Annotated in this window: 17 protein-coding genes and 1 pseudogene; 10 read left to right on the top strand and 8 right to left on the bottom strand. The window is 47.3% G+C overall.

Annotation, left to right across the window (positions count from 1 at the left end; translation table 11 throughout):
• The 5 genes from R6242_RS20940 to R6242_RS20920 form a co-directional block, all read left to right on the top strand.
• Window positions 1-719: terminase large subunit domain-containing protein (locus tag R6242_RS20940; protein WP_412100733.1), on the top strand; the 719-nt coding region annotated here is incomplete at its 5' end.
• A complete protein-coding gene (locus tag R6242_RS20935; protein WP_318430609.1) occupies window positions 720-1,745 on the top strand; it encodes a phage portal protein in 1,026 nt (341 codons plus the stop codon).
• A 255-nt stretch (window positions 1,746-2,000) separates the two neighbouring features.
• Window positions 2,001-2,633, top strand: coding sequence for a PAAR domain-containing protein (locus R6242_RS20930; RefSeq protein WP_318430607.1), 633 nt, complete (start codon window positions 2,001-2,003; stop codon window positions 2,631-2,633).
• Between the two features lie 9 nt (window positions 2,634-2,642).
• Window positions 2,643-3,185 carry a type VI secretion system amidase effector protein Tae4 gene (locus R6242_RS20925; RefSeq protein WP_318430605.1) on the top strand — a complete coding sequence of 181 codons (543 nt, stop codon included), beginning with the start codon at window positions 2,643-2,645 and terminating at the stop codon, window positions 3,183-3,185.
• On the top strand, window positions 3,182-3,544 hold the full coding sequence (locus R6242_RS20920) for a hypothetical protein (protein ID WP_318430603.1): 363 nt from the start codon (window positions 3,182-3,184) through the stop codon (window positions 3,542-3,544). Before R6242_RS20925 ends, R6242_RS20920 begins: the two co-directional genes overlap by 4 nt.
• 497 nt (window positions 3,545-4,041) lie before the next feature.
• Here R6242_RS20920 and R6242_RS20915 read toward each other — a convergent pair whose 3' ends face one another.
• The 8 genes from R6242_RS20915 to R6242_RS20880 all read right to left on the bottom strand — a co-directional run bounded on the left by R6242_RS20915 (window position 4,042) and on the right by R6242_RS20880 (window position 11,659).
• A complete protein-coding gene (locus R6242_RS20915; protein WP_318430600.1) occupies window positions 4,042-4,527 on the bottom strand; it encodes a PIN domain-containing protein in 486 nt (161 codons plus the stop codon).
• On the bottom strand, window positions 4,508-5,575 hold the full coding sequence (locus R6242_RS20910; RefSeq protein ID WP_318430599.1) for an XRE family transcriptional regulator: 1,068 nt from the start codon (window positions 5,573-5,575) through the stop codon (window positions 4,508-4,510). Before R6242_RS20910 ends, R6242_RS20915 begins: the two co-directional genes overlap by 20 nt.
• A 103-nt stretch (window positions 5,576-5,678) precedes the next feature.
• Window positions 5,679-6,899 carry a tyrosine-type recombinase/integrase gene (locus R6242_RS20905; RefSeq protein WP_318430598.1) on the bottom strand — a complete coding sequence of 407 codons (1,221 nt, stop codon included), beginning with the start codon at window positions 6,897-6,899 and terminating at the stop codon, window positions 5,679-5,681.
• A 510-nt stretch (window positions 6,900-7,409) separates the two neighbouring features.
• Entirely contained in the window at window positions 7,410-7,607 is a 198-nt protein-coding gene (locus tag R6242_RS20900; protein WP_293936653.1) for a hypothetical protein, read from the bottom strand.
• A 375-nt stretch (window positions 7,608-7,982) separates the two neighbouring features.
• A complete protein-coding gene (gene sodC, locus R6242_RS20895; RefSeq protein ID WP_318430596.1) occupies window positions 7,983-8,492 on the bottom strand; it encodes a superoxide dismutase [Cu-Zn] SodC in 510 nt (169 codons plus the stop codon).
• A gap of 170 nt (window positions 8,493-8,662) precedes the next feature.
• Window positions 8,663-10,132 (bottom strand): anthranilate synthase component I, encoded by a 1,470-nt coding sequence (gene trpE, locus R6242_RS20890; protein WP_318430595.1) that lies wholly within the window; start codon window positions 10,130-10,132, stop codon window positions 8,663-8,665.
• Window positions 10,133-10,326: 194 nt separating this feature from the next.
• Entirely contained in the window at window positions 10,327-10,857 is a 531-nt protein-coding gene (locus R6242_RS20885) for a GNAT family N-acetyltransferase (protein ID WP_318430594.1), read from the bottom strand.
• A gap of 49 nt (window positions 10,858-10,906) precedes the next feature.
• Window positions 10,907-11,659, bottom strand: a complete 753-nt coding sequence (locus R6242_RS20880) for a flagellar brake protein (protein WP_318430593.1) — start codon at window positions 11,657-11,659, stop codon at window positions 10,907-10,909.
• Window positions 11,660-12,038: 379 nt separating this feature from the next.
• On the opposite strand from R6242_RS20880, the pseudogene R6242_RS20875 reads away from it, so the two are divergent.
• The 5 genes and pseudogenes from R6242_RS20875 to R6242_RS20855 form a co-directional block, all read left to right on the top strand.
• Window positions 12,039-13,295 (top strand): annotated as a pseudogene (locus tag R6242_RS20875) (IS4 family transposase); the annotation flags it as partial.
• Window positions 13,296-13,575: 280 nt separating this feature from the next.
• A complete protein-coding gene (locus R6242_RS20870; RefSeq protein ID WP_318430592.1) occupies window positions 13,576-14,298 on the top strand; it encodes an ABC transporter ATP-binding protein in 723 nt (240 codons plus the stop codon).
• On the top strand, window positions 14,295-15,671 hold the full coding sequence (locus R6242_RS20865; RefSeq protein ID WP_318430591.1) for an ABC transporter permease: 1,377 nt from the start codon (window positions 14,295-14,297) through the stop codon (window positions 15,669-15,671). Before R6242_RS20870 ends, R6242_RS20865 begins: the two co-directional genes overlap by 4 nt.
• 357 nt (window positions 15,672-16,028) lie before the next feature.
• Window positions 16,029-16,790, top strand: a complete 762-nt coding sequence (locus R6242_RS20860) for an outer membrane lipoprotein-sorting protein (protein ID WP_318430590.1) — start codon at window positions 16,029-16,031, stop codon at window positions 16,788-16,790.
• A 3-nt stretch (window positions 16,791-16,793) separates the two neighbouring features.
• Window positions 16,794-17,996, top strand: coding sequence for a hypothetical protein (locus R6242_RS20855; RefSeq protein WP_318430589.1), 1,203 nt, complete (start codon window positions 16,794-16,796; stop codon window positions 17,994-17,996).
• The last annotated feature ends 199 nt before the right edge of the window (window positions 17,997-18,195 follow it).

Genomic DNA, 18,195 nt, shown 5'->3' with positions numbered 1-18,195 from the left:
ATCTGGACAAGATCAAAAAACGATACAACCCCAACGATTATCAAAATTTGCTGATGTGTGAATTTATCGACGATAGCGCCAGCATTTTTCCGCTGGCTGAATTGCAAAAGTGCATGGTTGATAGTTGGGAAAAGTGGGAAGACTTTAAGGCGATTGCCCCGCGTCCCTTTGCCTATTGGCCTGTGTGGATTGGCTACGATCCCGCTTTATCTGGCGATAGCGCCGGTTTAATCGTACTAGCCCCGCCGCTGGTGCCTGGTGGTAAGTTCCGCGTGTTAGAAAAGCGCCAATGGAAAGGCATGGATTTTGCCGCGCAGGCCGAAGGCATTAAGCAGATCTGCAGCCAATACAACGTGGCGTATATCGGCATCGATACCACCGGCATCGGGCAAGGTGTTTATCAACTGGTTAAACAGTTCTACCCAGCGGCTAAGGCCATCAATTACAGCGTGGATATGAAAGCGCGCTTAGTGATGAAGGCCCAAGACGTGATCCGCAATGGCCGCTTGGAGTTTGACGCGGGCTGGACGGATCTTGCCGCCGCATTTATGGCCATTCAAAAAACCATGACGACCAGCGGGCGGCATGTGACTTACTCGGCCAGCCGCTCCGAAGAAGTCAGCCACGCCGACTTAGCCTGGGCATGTATGCACGCGCTACTCAATGAGCCGCTAGAAGGCTCCAACTCGACTAATTCCAGCTTTATGGAAATGTGCTAAATGAAAAAGAAACCGTATCTACCTAAACCAACCATGCTGGCCAGCGCACCTAATCCAGCGGCCAGCGGCTCGGTCGCCTTCACCTTTGGCGAGCCTTCCGCCGTGCTTGATCGCCGAGAGTTATTGGATTTACTTGAGTGTAACAACAACGGCAAATGGTACGAGCCGCCGATGTCATTTGATGGGCTGGCTAAAACTTACCGCGCCACCGTTCACCATTCCAGCCCCATTCAGGTTAAGCGCAACATCCTGCTTAAAACCTTTATCCCGCACCCGCTATTAAGCCGCACTGAATTTGCAAAGTTTGCGCTGGATTACCTGATCTTTGGCAATGCCTATTTAGAAAAAAATATCGGCCGCACCGGCAAGGTGCTTAAGCTCACGCACGCGCTGGCGAAATATATGCGCGTCGGGCTAAAAGAGGGCGGTTTTTATCAGGTGCTGGATTATGCCAAAGAGTATGAATTCCAGCAGGGGGCGGTGTTTCACCTGCTCGAGCCTGATATCAATCAAGAGATTTACGGCCTGCCTGAATACCTATCGGCGCTTAATTCAACTTGGCTCAATGAATCCGCCACGCTCTTTCGCCGTCGCTATTTTGAAAATGGCAGCCATGCTGGTTTTATTCTGTACATGACAGACGCCGCCCAGAACGAAAGCTATATCGACGATTTGCGTGAAGCCCTGCAAAAAAGCAAAGGCCCAGGTAATTTTAAAAATCTAATGGTGTACGCGCCTGGCGGCAAGAAAGACGGCATGCAAATCTTGCCCATCTCAGAAGTAGCGGCCAAGGACGACTTCTGGAACATCAAAAACGTAACCCGAGACGACCAGCTAAGCGCCCACCGCGTACCGGCGCAACTGATGGGCATCATCCCCAACAACACCGGCGGCTTGGGTGACGTAGAGAAGGCGGCTACCGTGTTTGCGTATAACGAGATTGAACCCTTGCAGGAGCGGATGAAGGAGTTAAACGACTGGCTAGGGGTAGAGGTGATCCGCTTCAAACCTTACGTACTGGCGTAAACAAACCCAAGTAAACAGCAAGCCCGCAAGCGCGGGCTTTTTTATCTGAATAACTAATTCATCTAGATTGAATATTTGGGTGTAAGTTATCTATATGCTTTTTGAATATGCCCTTAATAAGGTATTTAAATAATTATTTAAAATTTAAAGATGCTGTATATGTATCCTGTAACTTAAGCGTGTCACTGAACTAATAGGGTGCATTTTTTAAGTTTAATCAATTTGAATAAGTGATTATCTTTTGAGGAACATTAAATGGGTCTTAAAGCAATAATAAGAGAGGGTGATCCTACCTCGCATGGTGGTACAGTTATTGAAGGATTTGCAAGTATTAATATTTATGGAAAACCTGCTGCAGGTGTGGGACATAAAGGCGTTTGCCCACAGTGTAAGTGTCAATTTGTTATTGTTGCAGGAGTCGTGGGCGTTTCATATTTAGGGAAGAATGTTGCAGTTGAGGGGATGCTAACGTCGTGTGGTGCGACGCTTATCGCAACTCAAAAGGATGTAATGATTGAGGCTCCTAGCGGAGCTGCTTTACCAGTTTCTAAGAGCAAAGCGCCTGCTGTTATTGCGGCTGCTTTATCAAGTTTGGCAAGCCCTATTGTTAAAGAAAAAGAAATTAAGCGTATTTATTGGAGCTATGGGGAGGACGAAACCCCTCTTGCTGATGTATCTAGATTTTATTCAGATATAAATGTGCATGTGGAAACTTTAAATTACCAAGCGGGTGAATCTGTAGAGGTCATTATTAGCGGTGGTGATGAGCATGAACTTGCAGATGGTGTTGCTCAAATTACATTGACCGCTATTGTGCAAGACGACGGGAAGGCCAAAATAATGAATGCTTTAAAAGATCATTCGGTAGAAATTTATGCTACAGCTTAAGGATTGAAAATGGGACAAATACAAGCAACAGCAGGTAATCAAAGCGCAAGAATTAAAGTCAATAGACCTAAATTTAAAGATGTTTGGTCAAAGTATCCAGTGCATATGGATGCTCCAAGTGTTTATAAATTAGTAGGTGGTAATGCTTATGAACTCTTTAAAACCAATCCTACTGGTTATGCAAATGCATGTGCTCTTCGTTTAAGTCGTTCATTCAACTATGGCGGAGTAACTATAACTAAAGGGGCCACAGGCTATAAAGTAAAAGGTGGTGATGATAAAAATTATTTGTTACGTGTAAAAGATATGATTTCTTTTGTTAGGGCTAATTTCGGTAGCCCTGATGTTACGGTAAAACCGAATGGAAAAGACGTATCAGAAAATTTTAAAGGAAAGAATGGAATTCTTATATTTACGGTATCCGGTTGGGGCGATGCATCGGGGCATGTAACTCTTTGGAATGGTTCGGATTGCGGTGATCATTGCTATTTTATGCACCCAGATCAACCCAATGCAAAAACAACTGATGTGTTTTTTTGGGAGTTGAAATGATTAAGAAGCTGATAGTTATCATCTTATTTATTTACCCAGCAATGGCGATTTCAAGTAATAAAATGACAGAGACTCGCACCATTCTTAAGAAGTGGGGGCTTGCATATTGCCTAAGCTCAAATGAGAAATTAAAGAATGATGCTGGCCTCGCTATGGGAGGATACTTCCAACTTGGCGGCCATGATGATGAAGCCGCTTATGTAAAGGTGCGAGGGTATTTTGATGCGTATCTGAAAAAAAGTAAGCTTGTTGGTCAACAAACAGGGCAAGAGCTTACCGTTATGAAATGTTTAGATGCTTATGAAAGGGCAGACTATGACCGCCTCATTAAAGAGCAAGATCGTTACATAAGTCAGTAGTCGGTAAAAAGCCCGCAAGCGCGGGCTTTTTTTCACCTACATTTTGAGAAGAATCAGCCCTCAGCCCCCAGCGCGCGCCCTCGTGACCCCGCCACGCCTGCCCACTTAACCCACTATTTTTTATGCACCTGCATGAGGAAGGCTCAAGCCCCGCCAAATATGGCGCTAAACGATAAAAAATGCCCTTACAAAAGCTTGCATAATATGCTTATTGCTTGCTTGTTATTGCAAGGCACTCAATACAGCTTTTCAAGGGGGGGCTACTTCTACCTAGGATTATTTTGAGGGGTGATTAACCTGCGAGCAAAAGCACGATTTGAGCCATTTATTCTGTATTTATCCCCAAGATATTTGGCCATTGCCTTCTATTGATTTCATAGTTTTTATCAATGTCTCATCGTAAATGCCATATCCATATGAGTTTTTTAATAAGGGGCATGTGTTATTGGTATTCATTTTTTACCTTGGCTTAATGCAAATGGCAATAATTGGGGGTTTTAATCTGGCAGTTCATTGAGTTGTTGGAGCGCAAGATCCCAAGGTAATCTGCGGCCATTTTGTTTCATTTTGGCATAGGATTTTTCAGCATCTGCTTTTGAAATAATGCTATGCGTCACTAGCTGCTCAACCACCCAAATTGTCCCCATGACAATGACCGATTCTTTTTCGGCTAATTTTTTAAGCGCTCGGTCGCCTGTCAGTAAAGGGCATTTCTCTTGTTTTGATAAAGCCAAAGCAAAGCAATCATTGCTGCTTGGCCCAACGGCTTTGTTAATTAAGCTTTCTGCATAGAGCATGCTGTCGATATTCAACTCTCCAATACACAGCCCCAGATCCAATAGATGAGCGTGTTGTTCTTCTAATTCTTCATAAAAAAGAATATCTGGGATGCAAAACTGGTAAGGAAGCTGGAAGAAGGTGATGAGCAGTTCTCCTTCCTCCAGATCTATCAAAATATTGGCGTCACTGATTAGTAATTGCATCAGTAGCCTCGAGTTTTCGGCTTTGATGAAAGCGCATCAAAGAAATACCTAATAATTCAGCGGCCTTAGATTCGCTAATAATACCTTCACCTAGAGCACGGTAAATTAACTGCTGAAATAACCGAGTTTCTTCTTTTGGGTATTCGGCCCCTGGTTCTTTTTTTCGCCAGCCATTTTTAGAGAACTGTATAAACATCGATTGGCGAATTTGATCATTAATAATCTTAAGATTATTTGCCCGGTATAAGCAGGCTTGCATGCTCAAACCAAATTCATGCTTTAGCAGAAACAGTTCTTGGTTTTCAATTCTGTTTCGCAGTGTGCCTAATTGCCGGCGAATCGCACTTGCAGGTAATAAAAAGCTGCTGGCAAAGCGATTGCAGCTTTTCTCTTCGTCTAGTTCTGGCGGTAAGCGCCCATGCAAAAGTAGGTGGCCCAGTTCGTGAGCTAGGGTGAACCGCTGACGGTCGCCCGGCCAGTTGGCGGAAACGACAATGACCGGCTGATTAGCAACTGTGGCCTGCAGCCCATCAAACTTAGCCATTTCATCAACCTCGGTGATGATGACTAAGATGCCCTGTGATTCCAAAACATCAATCAAGTCATGAACGGGGGTAGATCCAAGCTCCCAGGCTGCTCGTACTTGATCTGCAAAAGTATCAATCTCATCCATTGTCGCTACGGTGTCGGGTAGCTGCGAGGGGATGGAGAAGCTGGCGACGGGAAACACAGGCCAAATATTGGCCAGCTCTTGCCAGCGTTCTGCCTGGTCTAATACATCGGCTTCAATTCGTTTTAAGATTCCAGCTGGCGTGCTGGATCGCTTGCGATATTCCACGCCCGATAGTTCAACTTTCACGGGGCGGAAAAAATAAGCGCTGCGCACACCCAAGGCTTTGCTTAGTTTTATTAAGTTACCAGAAGCAGGCATGCTTTGATTGTGTTCGTACTTCTTGATCATGTTGGCGCTTACGCCAACAAGGTTGCCCAGTGCTTCCATAGATAGGCCAGCCGCCGCTCGGGCACGTAAAAGGCGTTCACCGATCATGTTAGTTCTCCATGATTTGGTTTATGAAAAGTATAAATTAATAAAAATTATAAACCTTTGCCTGATGTTAGTCGATGTAATTTGGCTTGGATAGCCTGATGTTTTATTTTAATTTAGGGGCAGGCGCTGGTGGCAGTGCATCAATCCAATCGGCCCATTCCTGCATCATTTTTATTCTTTCTGGCATGTATTCGGCGTGGTTATAGGCGGCTTTTACTTCGTTTCGCTCTGCGTGTGCCAGTTGCCTTTCAATCACTTCAGAGCGCCAGCCTAGCTCGTGAAGCAGGGTTGATGCCGTAGACCTAAAACCATGGCCTGAAAATTGGCCTGCGTAGCCCATTCGCTCCAATGCTTTGTTGATTGTGGTTGCTGTCATACATTCGTTGGCGGAGCGCATATTGGGGAACAGGAATGCTTGCCCACCAGATAGGGTGTGCAGCTCACGAAGTAATGCTATGGCCTGCTTTGCTAGGGGCACGATATGGACTTCGCCCACTTTCATTTTATGTTTCATTTTTAAGCGTGAGGCAGGTATCCGCCATTGTGCCGTGGTTAAATCAAACTCTGCCCATTCTGCTTTGCGTAGTTCAATGGTTCTGACAAAGGTCAGCATCATTAAGCGCATGGCAATCACAGTGCCTCGGTATCCGCCATATTGGGTCATGGCCGCTAGCAGCACAGGGATTTCGTTTTTAGAAAGCGGGGGATTGTGTCGCACTGTTTGCCGTTTAAGTGATCCACTCAGCGCTGCTGCTGGGTTGTGTTCAATTCTTAGCGTAACGATGGCGTATCGGCAAATCTGGCCAACCCATAAGCGGATAAGCGCCGCCACGGATGGTGCACCACGCTCTTCCACCTCACGGATAAGTTTTAATAGGTAGGCCGCCTTGAGGCTTCTGATTGGGGTGGCACCAATTTGCGGCAAGATATCTCTGTTTAGGTAGTTTTGTGCCTGCTTTAAGTATCCTGCCGACCAGGTGTTGCGATTGTGTTCTATCCATTCTTGGCTGATCACCGCAAAGGTTTCGGCGTTTTCCTCTTGTAGGGCCTGTTTTTCTGAGGCTCTGGCATGGGTGGGGTTGATGCCTTGCTTAACTTGCTCTCTAGCCCATTCACGTATTTTTCGTGCTTCCGCCAGTGTGGTTCGTGGATATTCGCCGATTGTATAAATCCCGTCTTTTTTAGGGGTAAGCCAATAACGATAGCGCCATATTTTTAGGCCGCTTGGTCGTATATCAAGATATAGGCCTAGCCCATCGCTTAGTTTGATGGCTTTTTCGCCTGGCTTGGTGTTGCGGATTTTTGTATCTGTGAGGGAGGGCATTTCTGTACCGGATAAGGGCTAGGCGGGGGTGCGTTATCCGGTATCTTATCCTGTTTTTACTTGGCTGCACCACTACGGGAGTGGATGCCACTAGTTGGAAACCTAGTAAAAATGAGGGGTTGAGGTGGTTTTGTGGATGGTGCTATATGCTGAAAAACATGCATGCTAGTTATCTAGCATAAGCAGCATGGTTTTATCCTGTGAATTTATTAAGTGTATTGCGCCGAGATGCGCATTTTATGAGGCGAGACTAGGGTCAACGCCATCGGCAAAAGGGGCATGCGCGGGGGGCAAAATACGCAGGAAAAAACAAGCGGCTCATTCCATACCTTTTAGGGCTGCATTAATGAGTGTTCATTATACGGATAGGCGGCGGGGAGTCTAGATTGCAGGCATTAAATCAAGGATAGGGGGGCGTAAAACTAAGTACTCTAGGCAGAAACGATGATCTTAAAAGTGATAAAAAAGGCAAACACAGTGTGTTTGCCTTTTTTTGAAACGTAGCTTGGTTTATTTCGCCATTTCTTCTTTCGGAGCTTCTTTTTTCATCTCAGCTTGATGTTTTTTAGCGTCTTTTCTTGCTTTGTGATGTTTGTTTTCTTTTTTCTGCAGGGTCATACCATCTTTGTTCATAACACCTTCAGCAAACGTAGCCACAGAAGTTAAGGCAACACACGCAGCAGCAAGGGCGATAATAAGCTTTTTCATAAATTGAAACTCCTAGTGATAAAAGTGCAAGATGGTGCTTTTGGTCTCAAATAAGCCCATATCAGCTTGCTTACTACTTGAATGCGTTTGCAAGTTTGTGTGAGCAATGAGCGTACTTATTCATAAACTATGTAAGAAGATTTTTCTACATAGAAATATAAATTTTATCAAAAAGTGGCGCGTTAGCTAGGTTTCGTTGGGGAAATAACAATAATTTAGCTGGCCTTTACTGACACTCACCGCTAGTTGCTTGTGTATTTTTTGCCTATATGGAAAATATTTTTGGATTTTGCTTACAGAGGTCGCTATTGTTTTGCGCTGTGGTAATGACCTGCTGTTTGTTGCGGCAAAACAGGCCCAATCAATAAGTGACACTTAGTTAGGAATAATCCCGCATGCCACCCTCATGCCGCCGCCCCCTAATGCTGCAGGGAGATCTGCGTGGTTGTCGCCACCCATATGTATCATCAGTGTGTGATCTTTTAGGTCGGCTATTTTAAGGCGGGGTGCCAGTACGGGCTGATTGGTTTTGCCGTCTGCGCCAATAATCAACGCGGGTAAATCACCTAAATGTCCATCACCCCAAGGTGAGCCGTGGCGTTTGCTGCCGCGTGGGTCGTAATGTCCACCTGCCGCGAGGGCTGGAACCATTTTCCCGTTTTGCTCTTTTGCTGCGCAACTGGCATTTTCATGCATATGAAAGCCATGTGCGCCAGCGGGTAAGCCTTCGATATTGGGGGTAAAAACAAGGCCGTAGGCAGATTCTGAAATCACGATATTTCCAATAGACTGTACGCTACCTTTATCGCTGACCAAATCCATAGGAACGGTGATGTCGGCATGGGCGCTAAGGGCAATAACAAATGATAAATAGATGGTTTTCATGGCGTATATCCTTGGGGTGAATAGCGAGCTAATGCGAGGGAGGCCTTTGGGTTCACTTAGAAGTATAGGTGGCTCGAACCGATTGCGAGTGTCAGGGATATGGGAATAGTGGTATGGGAGGGGTGTGCGGTGCGTCAGGACGTATCTATAGCCCTGACGCAAGTAGGCAATTAGGCGTCTAGGCCAGCTTGCACTAATTCAGCTGCGCGTAATACCGCGCGGGCTTTGTTTAAGGTTTCTTGCCATTCGCTGCTGGGTACGGAATCGGCCACGATGCCAGCGCCTGCTTGCATATAGAGGGTTTTGTTTTTAATCACGGCGGTGCGCAGGGCAATGGCCACATCCATGTCCCCGTTAAAGCCTAGGTAGCCCACCGCGCCCGAGTAAATACCGCGCTTTACTGGCTCCAGCTCGGCAATGATTTCCATGGCACGCACCTTGGGTGCGCCAGAAACCGTGCCAGCAGGGAAGGTGGCTTTGAGTACGTCGATATTGCTCATGCCAGGTTTGAGCTTGCCCTCAACACTAGAAACAATATGCATCACGTGTGAATAGCGCTCGATCAGCATTTTATCGGTGACTTTTACGCTGCCGGTTTGTGCCACGCGGCCTGCATCGTTGCGGCCTAAATCCATCAGCATAATGTGCTCGGCAATTTCTTTTGGGTCGGCTAATAGCTCAGCGGCTAAGGCCTCATCTTCAAGCCGAGTTTTTCCGCGCGGGCGGGTGCCCGCAATCGGGCGCACGGTGAGGGTATCGTCTTCAAGGCGCACTAAGATTTCTGGCGATGCACCCACAATATGAAAATCACCAAAATGGTAGAAAAACATATAAGGCGAAGGATTTAAAGAACGTAGGGCACGGTAAAGCGAGAGGGGCGATTCTGTGTAAGGCAAGCTCATGCGCTGTGAAAGCACCACCTGCATGATATCCCCGTCAATAATGTAATCTTTAGCCTTGAGTACCGCGTCTTTAAAGGCTTCTTCACCAAAGCCAGATGTCATTTCGCCTATGCTAGGTGCTGGGCCTTGTAATGGGATCTTGGCAGGCTCACGTAATGCCATGCGCAGTGTGTGCAATCTATCGGCAGCGTTTTGGTAAGCGTTGTCTTGTTCAGTATTGGCATAGACCACTAAATATAGCTTGCCGGATAGGTTATCCACCACGATCAACTCTTCTGAGAGTAGTAGCTGGATATCGGGCGCGCCTATCTCATCGGGCTTTTGCGTGTTGGCGAGTTTTTTCTCGATATAGCTGATGGTTTCATAGCCAAAATAGCCGACTAAGCCGCCCAAAAAGCGCGGCAGCATTTTATTGGCAGGGGCGCGATAGCGTTGCTGAAAGGTTTCAATAAAATCCAGCGGGTTGCCTTGATGCGTTTCAATCACTTCATCATTGCAAATGACTTCGGTGAGGTTGCCAACTACCTTGAGGCGGATGCGGGCAGGTAGGCCAATAAAGGAATAGCGGCCAAAGCGCTCGCCGCCCACTACAGACTCTAAAAGATAGCTGTAAGGCTGATTGGCAAGTTTTAGATAGACAGAAAGTGGGGTATCTAGATCGGCAAATAATTCTAGCGTCAGCGGGATGCGGTTATAGCCTTGATCTTTGAGTGCGTTAAATTCGATATTGGACAGCATGGCAATACTCCAAACAGGCTTCTTTACCACTTGGGGCGAAGCAGATCAGCAAAAGGGCGTTTGATCGGGCGTGTTTAGCATCGCCATCGCGGCTTGTTTGGTCTGAAGTCCATATTGTTTCTTATTTTGTGGAGGGCTTGGCTTCAATTTTTGCCGATCTTAAGCAAAATGGTCAAATTATTACTGAATTTACTTTACTTACAGCCCGTCTTTAAAGTCATTAAAGGGCAGATGTAGCGGATTTCTTGCAACACTTGGCCACCAAGTGTAAAGCTTTTTGCGGCCGCACCATCGTGTACAAACCCAGCTGCGGTATAAAACTTAATTGCGCGATTATTTTGTGGAAACACCCATAAGCTGCAAGCCTGAAAACCACTCGCGGCTAAAACCGCCTTAGCTTGTAAGAGTAATACCCGCCCCACACCACTAGACCAAGCCTCACGGGCCACATAAATTGCCCAAATTTCTGCATCTATGGCAGATGCGTCTTGATCGTGCGATGGGGCAAAATTAATCCAGCCGAGTAGGGTATGGTTCTGCTTTGCAACCAGAATCGTTGATGCTCCCTTGGCCATTTTTTGCCGCCACGACGCGGTGCGTTGCTTAATACAGAGTGTGGCAAGGTAATCGGCGGCAACAATATCTATATATGCTGCTTGCCATGCTTGGATATGGATTGCAGCAATGGCAGGCGCATCGTTATCGCTGGCTGGGGAGATTTGCATAAAAGCATGCTTCTGATCGTAAGCTTTTGTAATCTATATGCAGCAACAATTACGGCTGCAGGCTGCGTTGTGCTAGCTCTAGCTGTCTGGTCGCTGCCTGTAATTTAACATCAAACTGATGATCTTTGTTCACAAAGAGGCCGCTAAGGAGAAGATCTTCAGCGTGCTGACTGCCTTGCTCTGCTGGTAGTACGCCGCACACTTTGATTTGCGCATTATTAATACAATAAGAGCCAAGTTCGAGTGTGCTTATGTAAGGCTCACTGAGCTGAATGAGCGCACGTTGGTCAGCAGGTAGCCAGCAAGATAGCCCTCCCATGGAAAGATCATAAATAGGCATGCGCAATATTTGCTTACCCCCTAATTGTAAGGTGCAAAGATAGGGATTGATGATGGGGGCTTTAGAGCGAAAGTGTTCGCGGCGCTGTAGCTTAATTAAGGAATCTGGAATAGGTGATTGCAATATTGGGCGAGCATTTTTATGCGCATGGTTTAATTCTTCGACTACAAATTGAATCAGTGCCCCACCACCTAGTGCAGCAACGCATATGGCTTTGCTGCCGGGATTGATTTGGATCTCTGGATGGGTGTTTTCTAAATAGAGAACATTATCTTTTTCATTTATTTCTAATAATAAACAGATTAATAGTTCTTCATTTTCATTTGCAAATACGGTAATGGGCTCATTAAACCTTTGCAATTGTTGTAATAAATTTAAAACTTCCTTACGTGTGGTCTTGCGGAACTCATTGAGCGTATTGCCATGCTCAGTCAGAAAAGTAAGTGAAGTTTTAAAGTTCATGCTCGTCCCCTGCAAAAAGCTTGATTTGAAGAACGAGGACGTTGCCGCGCTCGGTGCCGCTGTTTCTGTATAGCAACGAATGCTGCAACTAGCAGTTTTAGGGCTGATCTAACTCAATCCTATCAACTTAAGATTTAAACCATTGTGTAGGGTGGGCAAAAAATGCGCCCTATACGCATCAACTTAGGCCGATGTCATGCGCGATAACGAAAGTTTGGTGAAAAAAACAAACGGCCTTCTATTGTTCGTTACGATAGAGTTTTTTGCCGAAACAAGAACCATACCAAACAAAAGGAAGCCGCATGACCATTTTCACAAAGATTGCTGACTCAATGCAAGGCATCTTTCACGGCGCTTCGGAGATCGCAAAAAAACCAAGTTCATTCAACGGCAGCGCGCTTTAACTGGGGACAACTTTTTGCGCACGCTCGTCTTTGCTTGGATGAATCAACCCGACTGTTCTTTAGATGCACTGGCTAGAGCCGCCGCTGCCCAGCAGCTAAAGATCAGCCCGCAGGGTTTGGATCAACGGTTTAATGAAACGACCACGACTTTTTTAAAGCAAGTGATTGAACAAGCAATTGGGATTGCAATTCAAGCGGATCAGCCAGTGAAATGGGCTATCCCACGCCGATTTACCGAGGTTTATGTACACGACAGCACGCAAGTTACGCTACCGGAGTCGCTGTCGGCGGTCTTACCCGGCACAGGAGGCGGTCGCAGTTCAAAAGCCGCCAGTGCCGCACTTAAAATCGACTTGATGTATGGCTTAAATAGCGGCCGAGCCCGCCTTCAGCTTTTAGCAGGCAAACATGGGGATAATCGCAGCCCCTTACTGGATGAGGCGGTTGAGGCAGGCTGTTTACACTTAAAAGATCTCGGCTATTTCAACTTAGCACGCATGCGAGAACAAGCAGATAGAGGTGAATATTGGCTCTCGCGCTTGCAACCGAGCACCTTGGTTTATCAAACGTCAAAAGAGGCCGAAAGTATTGATTTAGAAAGTATTTTACTGAAACTAAAGGCCAACAACGTCAGCCATGCGGAGCATCAGGTTTATGTGGGCTCAAAAGTGCGTTTACCCGCTCGTTTGATCATGGTTCGACTCTCTGATGCTTCCGCTTCTCGTCAGCGAGCAGCGCTCAAAGACAATGCAAAAAAGCATGGGCGCACGCCCACCGAGAAAAATTTAGCGTTGTGTGATTGGTGGTTATTGATCAGTAATGCACCCGTAGCGCTGCTGAGCACAGAAGAAGCACCGAATTTATACGGTGCTCGCTGGCAAATTGAACTGATATTTAAATTATGGAAAAGCCAAAGCGGGCTGGCGGCATCCAGAAGCGCAAATCAGTGGCGGATTCTTTGTGAAGTGTTCGTTAAATTATTGATTGTACTGATCCAGCACTGGATTTTACTGACAGGGCTCTGGGCTATTTCAGAGCGGAGCCTGACAAAAGGAGTTCAGGCGATCCAAGAGCAAGCCTCTTATTTGGGGGCCAACATAGGAAATCGGACCGGGCTTATTCGTTGTTTGAAAGTGATTTGTAGCGTATTGACCTCATCGGGGTGCATGCAAAACAAACGTAAGAAAAAGCCCTGTACTTGGCAACGGATGGGGAAAGTTGATGCTATTTAATCTATGACAAAGTGCTAAGTTGATGCGTATAGGGTGGGCAAAAAATGCGCCCACCCTACAAATTCTACAGATCCTTATGTTGATAGGATGGCGATCTAACTGGATTTTATTGTGGCTGGAACGGCGTTTGCGGCGCTTTGCCTAGATTGGTAAATGGTGTACTGCATTTTATCGCGCTGAGTAGCGTTTTATCGGGGGGAACTGCGCCTCATCTCATTGGCATAAATAAAGCAATCAGTCGGCATACATTAGATGCATTCCCTTAGCTGAGGCGTCCTCAATGTATCCGATCGTACTAAAACAGGTTAGTAAGCACTATCGCTTGGGCTCGGTTGATGTGCCAGCCTTACAAGACATTAATCTAGAAATTTATCCCAACCGCTTTACGGTGATTGCTGGGCAATCAGGCAGCGGCAAGAGCACCTTACTTAATTTAATGGGCTGCATTGATCGAGCCGATAAGGGTGAGGTATTGGTGGCAGGGCAAAATTTAGATCAATTATCTGATAATGCCTTGGCTGATTTTCGGGCGGTACACCTAGGTTTTATTTTTCAAAATTTTAATTTATTGCCGGTGCTCAGCGCTTTTGAAAACGTTGAGCTGCCTTTACGCATGCTTAATGTATCAAGTGCGATTAGGAACAAGCGTGTGATGGAGCTGCTGGATGCGGTGGGCTTGGCGGATAAGGCTAAAAACCGTCCTGGGCAATTATCCGGCGGGCAAAGGCAGCGAGTGGCCATTGCCCGTGCCTTGGCCACCGCGCCTAAGCTGGTTTTGGCTGACGAGCCAACTGCTAATTTAGATAGCCAAACTGGCGCGGGGATTTTGGCGCTGATGCGTCATATGCAGCGCGAGCATCAGGTGAGCTTTGTGTTTTCTTCGCATGATCCACAAGTATTGGCCGAGGCTGACGATGCTGTGTTTATTAGGGATGGCCGAATTCTGAGCATAGAGCGCCGCGAATCCAATCAGGCCCCGGCTAAAGTAGAGGTGATGGCATGAATACGCTGACATTAGCTTTACGTAATTTGCTGCGAAATTATCGCCGCTCCTTGGCCACTTTATTGGCCATGTTGGTGGGGGTGGTGTCGGTATTGTTGTTTGGCGGCTATAGCCAGAATATTCATTTGGGCTTGCAAACGGGCTTTGTGCAAAGCAGCGGGCACTTACAGATTCAGCATAAAGATTACTTCTTATACGGTAATGGGAATCCAGCGGCTTACGGGATTGCTGATTATCCGGCCTTGGTGCTGGCTTTAAAAAATGACCCCGTGCTGGCTCCAATGCTAACCATGGTTACACCCACCTTAAGCTTGGGTGGTATTGCAGGTAATTTTGCCGCCGGCGTATCCCGTACCGTATTTGGCCGTGGAGTGGTAGTAGAAGACCAAAATGTGTTGAGGCGCTGGAATGATTATGAGTTTCCGGTAAAGCCTAAAGTCTCTGCTTTAACCGGCACATCGCCCGATTCTGCGGTGATTGGCACGGGGGTGGCGCGGGTATTGGCCTTATGTGGCGTGCTTAAAGTAAAAAATTGCCCACAAGCTGCCCCCATAGAAGCATCAACCGGCCCTGATGCACCCGCCGATGTGCTGGCTTTATCGGGTAGCACCGCTGCCCCAGCTACGGGGCGAATCGAGATGCTGGCGGCCAATTCGCATGGCGCGCCTAATGTGGCGGCACTGAATGTGGTGAAGGCAGAAAGCACAGGGGTGAAAGAGCTGGATGATATGTTTGTCGCCCTGCATTTATCCCAAGCACAGCGCTTGGTGTATGGCGCAGCTGCCCCGCAAGTGACCGCGATTGTGCTGCAGCTGAAACACACCAGCCAAATGCCCGCTGCCAAGGCGCGCTTAGCGCAGTTAATGGCTGGCCCATTAAAAAATCAGCAGCTAGAAGTGCACGACTTTGCCACGCTTAACCCGCAATACGAGCAAATTACCAGCATGTTAAGCGCGATCTTTGGCTTTATCTCGCTGCTAATCGGCTCGATCGTGCTGTTTACCGTTGGCAATACCATGAGTATGGCGGTAGTAGAGCGCACGGTGGAAATTGGCACGCTGCGGGCCATCGGCTTACGCCAATCTGGAATTAGGCGTTTGTTTGTCTGTGAGGGCACTTTATTAGGCGTCATTGGGGCGGTGATTGGTTTAATCAGTGCTTTAAGCATCGCGTGGATCGTGAACCACAGCGGCCTCACTTGGACCCCGCCTGGTAATGTCGATCCCATCCCGCTCACGGTACGCGTGTGGGGTGAAAGCCAAATGATGCTGAGCACCGGTCTTGGGCTGATGGGCGTAGCCTTACTCTCCTCATGGTGGCCTGCCCGTCGCGCGGCCAAACTTAATATTGTTGAAGCATTGCGCCATGCCTGAGTCACTGATAATTAGGCAGCCAAAATACAAAACTTGACCTAATTAAAATTTTTTAGAACCACACTTTGTGTTTGTAGGGCGGGTGAAGCCCAATCCACAGGCTTCAACTTGGATTGCACTATTACAAGCATTGAAACATCGTAGGGCGGGTGCAACCCGCGTTTTTTTTCAGCATGACTCGCGGGTTGCACCCGCCCTACGAATGGCAGATTGCTTAAGTTGATAGGATTGGGATGAAGCCCTATACACGCCTTCAATCCCACAGAGAACACGGCGTTTTCCGCAGAAAAACGGGTGTTAAATTTAACAAAGGCTATTGGGCAACATCAGATCAGCCAAAACACGTGGAGTTTTTATATGAAAAAAATATTTGTCCTTGCCTTAGGCATGGCCTTGCACTCGGCCAGCTTTGCTGCGCTGGATGCGCAAGCTTTATTGGCCGCTAGCGATGCTATTCGTAATCCGAGTAAATCGTTTGGGCTAACTACTAACTTGATTGAATACCGTAAGGGTAAAGAAACCGATAGAAACACTTTGGCAATTTATTCTCGGCCCGATGGCGGGCGTTATCGTAATCTGATCCGCTTTGTGGCACCGATCAGGGATGCTGGCAAATTGCTGCTTAAAGATGGTAATGATCTGTGGTTTTATGACGCATCCAGTAAGGCCAGTGTGCGGATTTCGCCACAGCAGCGGCTGTTGGGGCAGGCATCCAATGGCGATGTCGTCACGGTGAATCTGGCGCAAGACTACCGTGCAGAGCTGGCGGGAGAAGAAGATATCCAAGATGGGGAGCGCAAAAACCGCCATTGCTACAAGCTGGCGCTAAAAGCCAGCTCAGAAGATGTGACGTATCATCGTATTGAAATGTGGCTGGATGCAGCCAGCAAGCAGCCCGTCAAATCCTTGTTTTACACCGAAAGCGGGCGCTTACTAAAAACGGCTTATTTTAGGCATTACCAAATGCTGCTTGGGGTAGAGCGCCCAAGTGAAACGGTGATTATTGATGGCCTAGACCCGAGTTGGGTCACCGTAATGAGAAACAGCGATTTTGCTTGGCGCGATGTACCAGAAAGCTGGTTGCAAAAAGACTATCTACCCCGCTTTAAGCCGGAGTAAGCCGTGTTGAAACTATACTGGCTATTTTTGGCGCTAATTAGCCACACCGCCTTGGCTAACGATTTGGATGCCCTAGCGCTGGCCGATCAAACCCAAGAGGAGCAAGTCAAAGCCAGCGATATGGCTTGGTTTATTGAAGGTGCTCTTGGGCAGGCGCGTTTGCAAAATGGCCGTAGCGAGCAGGCTACACAATGCCTTTCGTTTGATTTACGTTTAGATAAAAGCTTGGCCACTGACTGGCAAGTGGTGCTGGCTGATCGCTTAGATTTGGCTTGGCAAGGGTGGCAGGGGCCTGTAAGCAAAATCAACACTCTAAAAGAAGCTTTCCTCAGCTGGCAACCGCAGCCTGATTGGGCTGTGGATTTAGGCCGGATTAATACCCGCTATGGTGTGGCGCAGGGCTATAACCCGAGTGATTTTTTCCGTAATGGTGCTTTAAGGTCGGTGGTATCGGTTGCCCCCGCTAGCTTACGAGAAAACCGCCAAGGCACCGTGATGCTACGTGGGCAAAAACTATGGTCGGGTGGGGCGATCACGGCAATTTTAGCGCCCAAATTGGCCGAGCAAGCCAGCCACGAACCCTTTAGCCCAGATTGGGGCGCAAGCAATCCCAAAACGCGCTATTTACTGGCGCTAAGCCAGCAGGGGCCAGCCTCCCTCGCTGGGCAAATACTCGTGTTTGGTGAAGCAGATGCCGAGCCGCAGTTGGGTTTTAATCTATCGGGCTTACTAAATGATGCAACGGTGCTGTATTCAGAAATAACTGCTGGCAAAGAGCCAGCTATGACTTACCGCATGAGTAGTGGTTTTACTTGGACATCTGCATATAAACTTTCGCTAAGCTTGGAATATCAATACGATGGTGGCGCTAAAAACGCGGCAGAATGGCAAGCTTTGCAACAAGGGCCCTTATCTGACTATTGGCGTTACCGTAGCGATGTGCAATCAAAGCAGGCGTTAAATACCCAACAAGCGACGATGCTCTACGCCAGTTGGCCAGATTTACTGCCTTCTTTAGAGCTGGCGGCGCTGTGGCGGCATGATCTAATCGATTCAAGCGATATGGCGTGGTTTGAAGCGCGCTATCATTTCAAAGCCCTTGATTTAGCCGTGCAATGGCAAATCAATCGCGGCGATGCGCTAAGCGTGTATGGGGCCTTGCCGCAGCGGCAATCAGGCTTGTTATTAGCGAAGTACTATTTTTAAGTTGCTAATTAAAGGGTGATGGTTTTTTTATTAAAAATACTCTGCTGCGTCCTGCTCAATATTGGGCGCAGCAAGTAGCGCCCTTGTATCTTGTTCCCTGTGGTGGTTAGCTACTACCACACGAGGTGAAGTGAGCTTGATAGCGCCCTTAAGGCATCGACCTTGTTTTGTAGATAAAGCCCTTCACCTCACTTCTTTC

The organism is Iodobacter sp. CM08 (assembly GCF_033446605.1).
Taxonomy (GTDB): Bacteria; Pseudomonadota; Gammaproteobacteria; order Burkholderiales; family Chitinibacteraceae; genus Iodobacter.
Note: the sequence above shows the minus strand (reverse complement) of the source record. Positions and strands in the feature narration are given on the sequence as shown.

What these genes read in the sequence shown, in the direction of transcription:
- trpE (WP_318430595.1), bottom strand. Translation starts at nt 10,132, where the DNA reads ATGCTGTCCAATATCGAATTTAACGCACTCAAAGATCAAGGCTATAAC.
- R6242_RS20885 (WP_318430594.1), bottom strand. Translation starts at nt 10,857, where the DNA reads ATGCAAATCTCCCCAGCCAGCGATAACGATGCGCCTGCCATTGCTGCA.
- R6242_RS20925 (WP_318430605.1), top strand. Translation starts at nt 2,643, where the DNA reads ATGGGACAAATACAAGCAACAGCAGGTAATCAAAGCGCAAGAATTAAA.
- sodC (WP_318430596.1), bottom strand. Translation starts at nt 8,492, where the DNA reads ATGAAAACCATCTATTTATCATTTGTTATTGCCCTTAGCGCCCATGCC.
- R6242_RS20910 (WP_318430599.1), bottom strand. Translation starts at nt 5,575, where the DNA reads ATGATCGGTGAACGCCTTTTACGTGCCCGAGCGGCGGCTGGCCTATCT.
- R6242_RS20920 (WP_318430603.1), top strand. Translation starts at nt 3,182, where the DNA reads ATGATTAAGAAGCTGATAGTTATCATCTTATTTATTTACCCAGCAATG.
- R6242_RS20880 (WP_318430593.1), bottom strand. Translation starts at nt 11,659, where the DNA reads ATGAACTTTAAAACTTCACTTACTTTTCTGACTGAGCATGGCAATACG.
- R6242_RS20865 (WP_318430591.1), top strand. Translation starts at nt 14,295, where the DNA reads ATGAATACGCTGACATTAGCTTTACGTAATTTGCTGCGAAATTATCGC.
- R6242_RS20935 (WP_318430609.1), top strand. Translation starts at nt 720, where the DNA reads ATGAAAAAGAAACCGTATCTACCTAAACCAACCATGCTGGCCAGCGCA.
- R6242_RS20900 (WP_293936653.1), bottom strand. Translation starts at nt 7,607, where the DNA reads ATGAAAAAGCTTATTATCGCCCTTGCTGCTGCGTGTGTTGCCTTAACT.
- R6242_RS20860 (WP_318430590.1), top strand. Translation starts at nt 16,029, where the DNA reads ATGAAAAAAATATTTGTCCTTGCCTTAGGCATGGCCTTGCACTCGGCC.
- R6242_RS20930 (WP_318430607.1), top strand. Translation starts at nt 2,001, where the DNA reads ATGGGTCTTAAAGCAATAATAAGAGAGGGTGATCCTACCTCGCATGGT.
- R6242_RS20870 (WP_318430592.1), top strand. Translation starts at nt 13,576, where the DNA reads ATGTATCCGATCGTACTAAAACAGGTTAGTAAGCACTATCGCTTGGGC.
- R6242_RS20905 (WP_318430598.1), bottom strand. Translation starts at nt 6,899, where the DNA reads ATGCCCTCCCTCACAGATACAAAAATCCGCAACACCAAGCCAGGCGAA.
- R6242_RS20915 (WP_318430600.1), bottom strand. Translation starts at nt 4,527, where the DNA reads ATGCAATTACTAATCAGTGACGCCAATATTTTGATAGATCTGGAGGAA.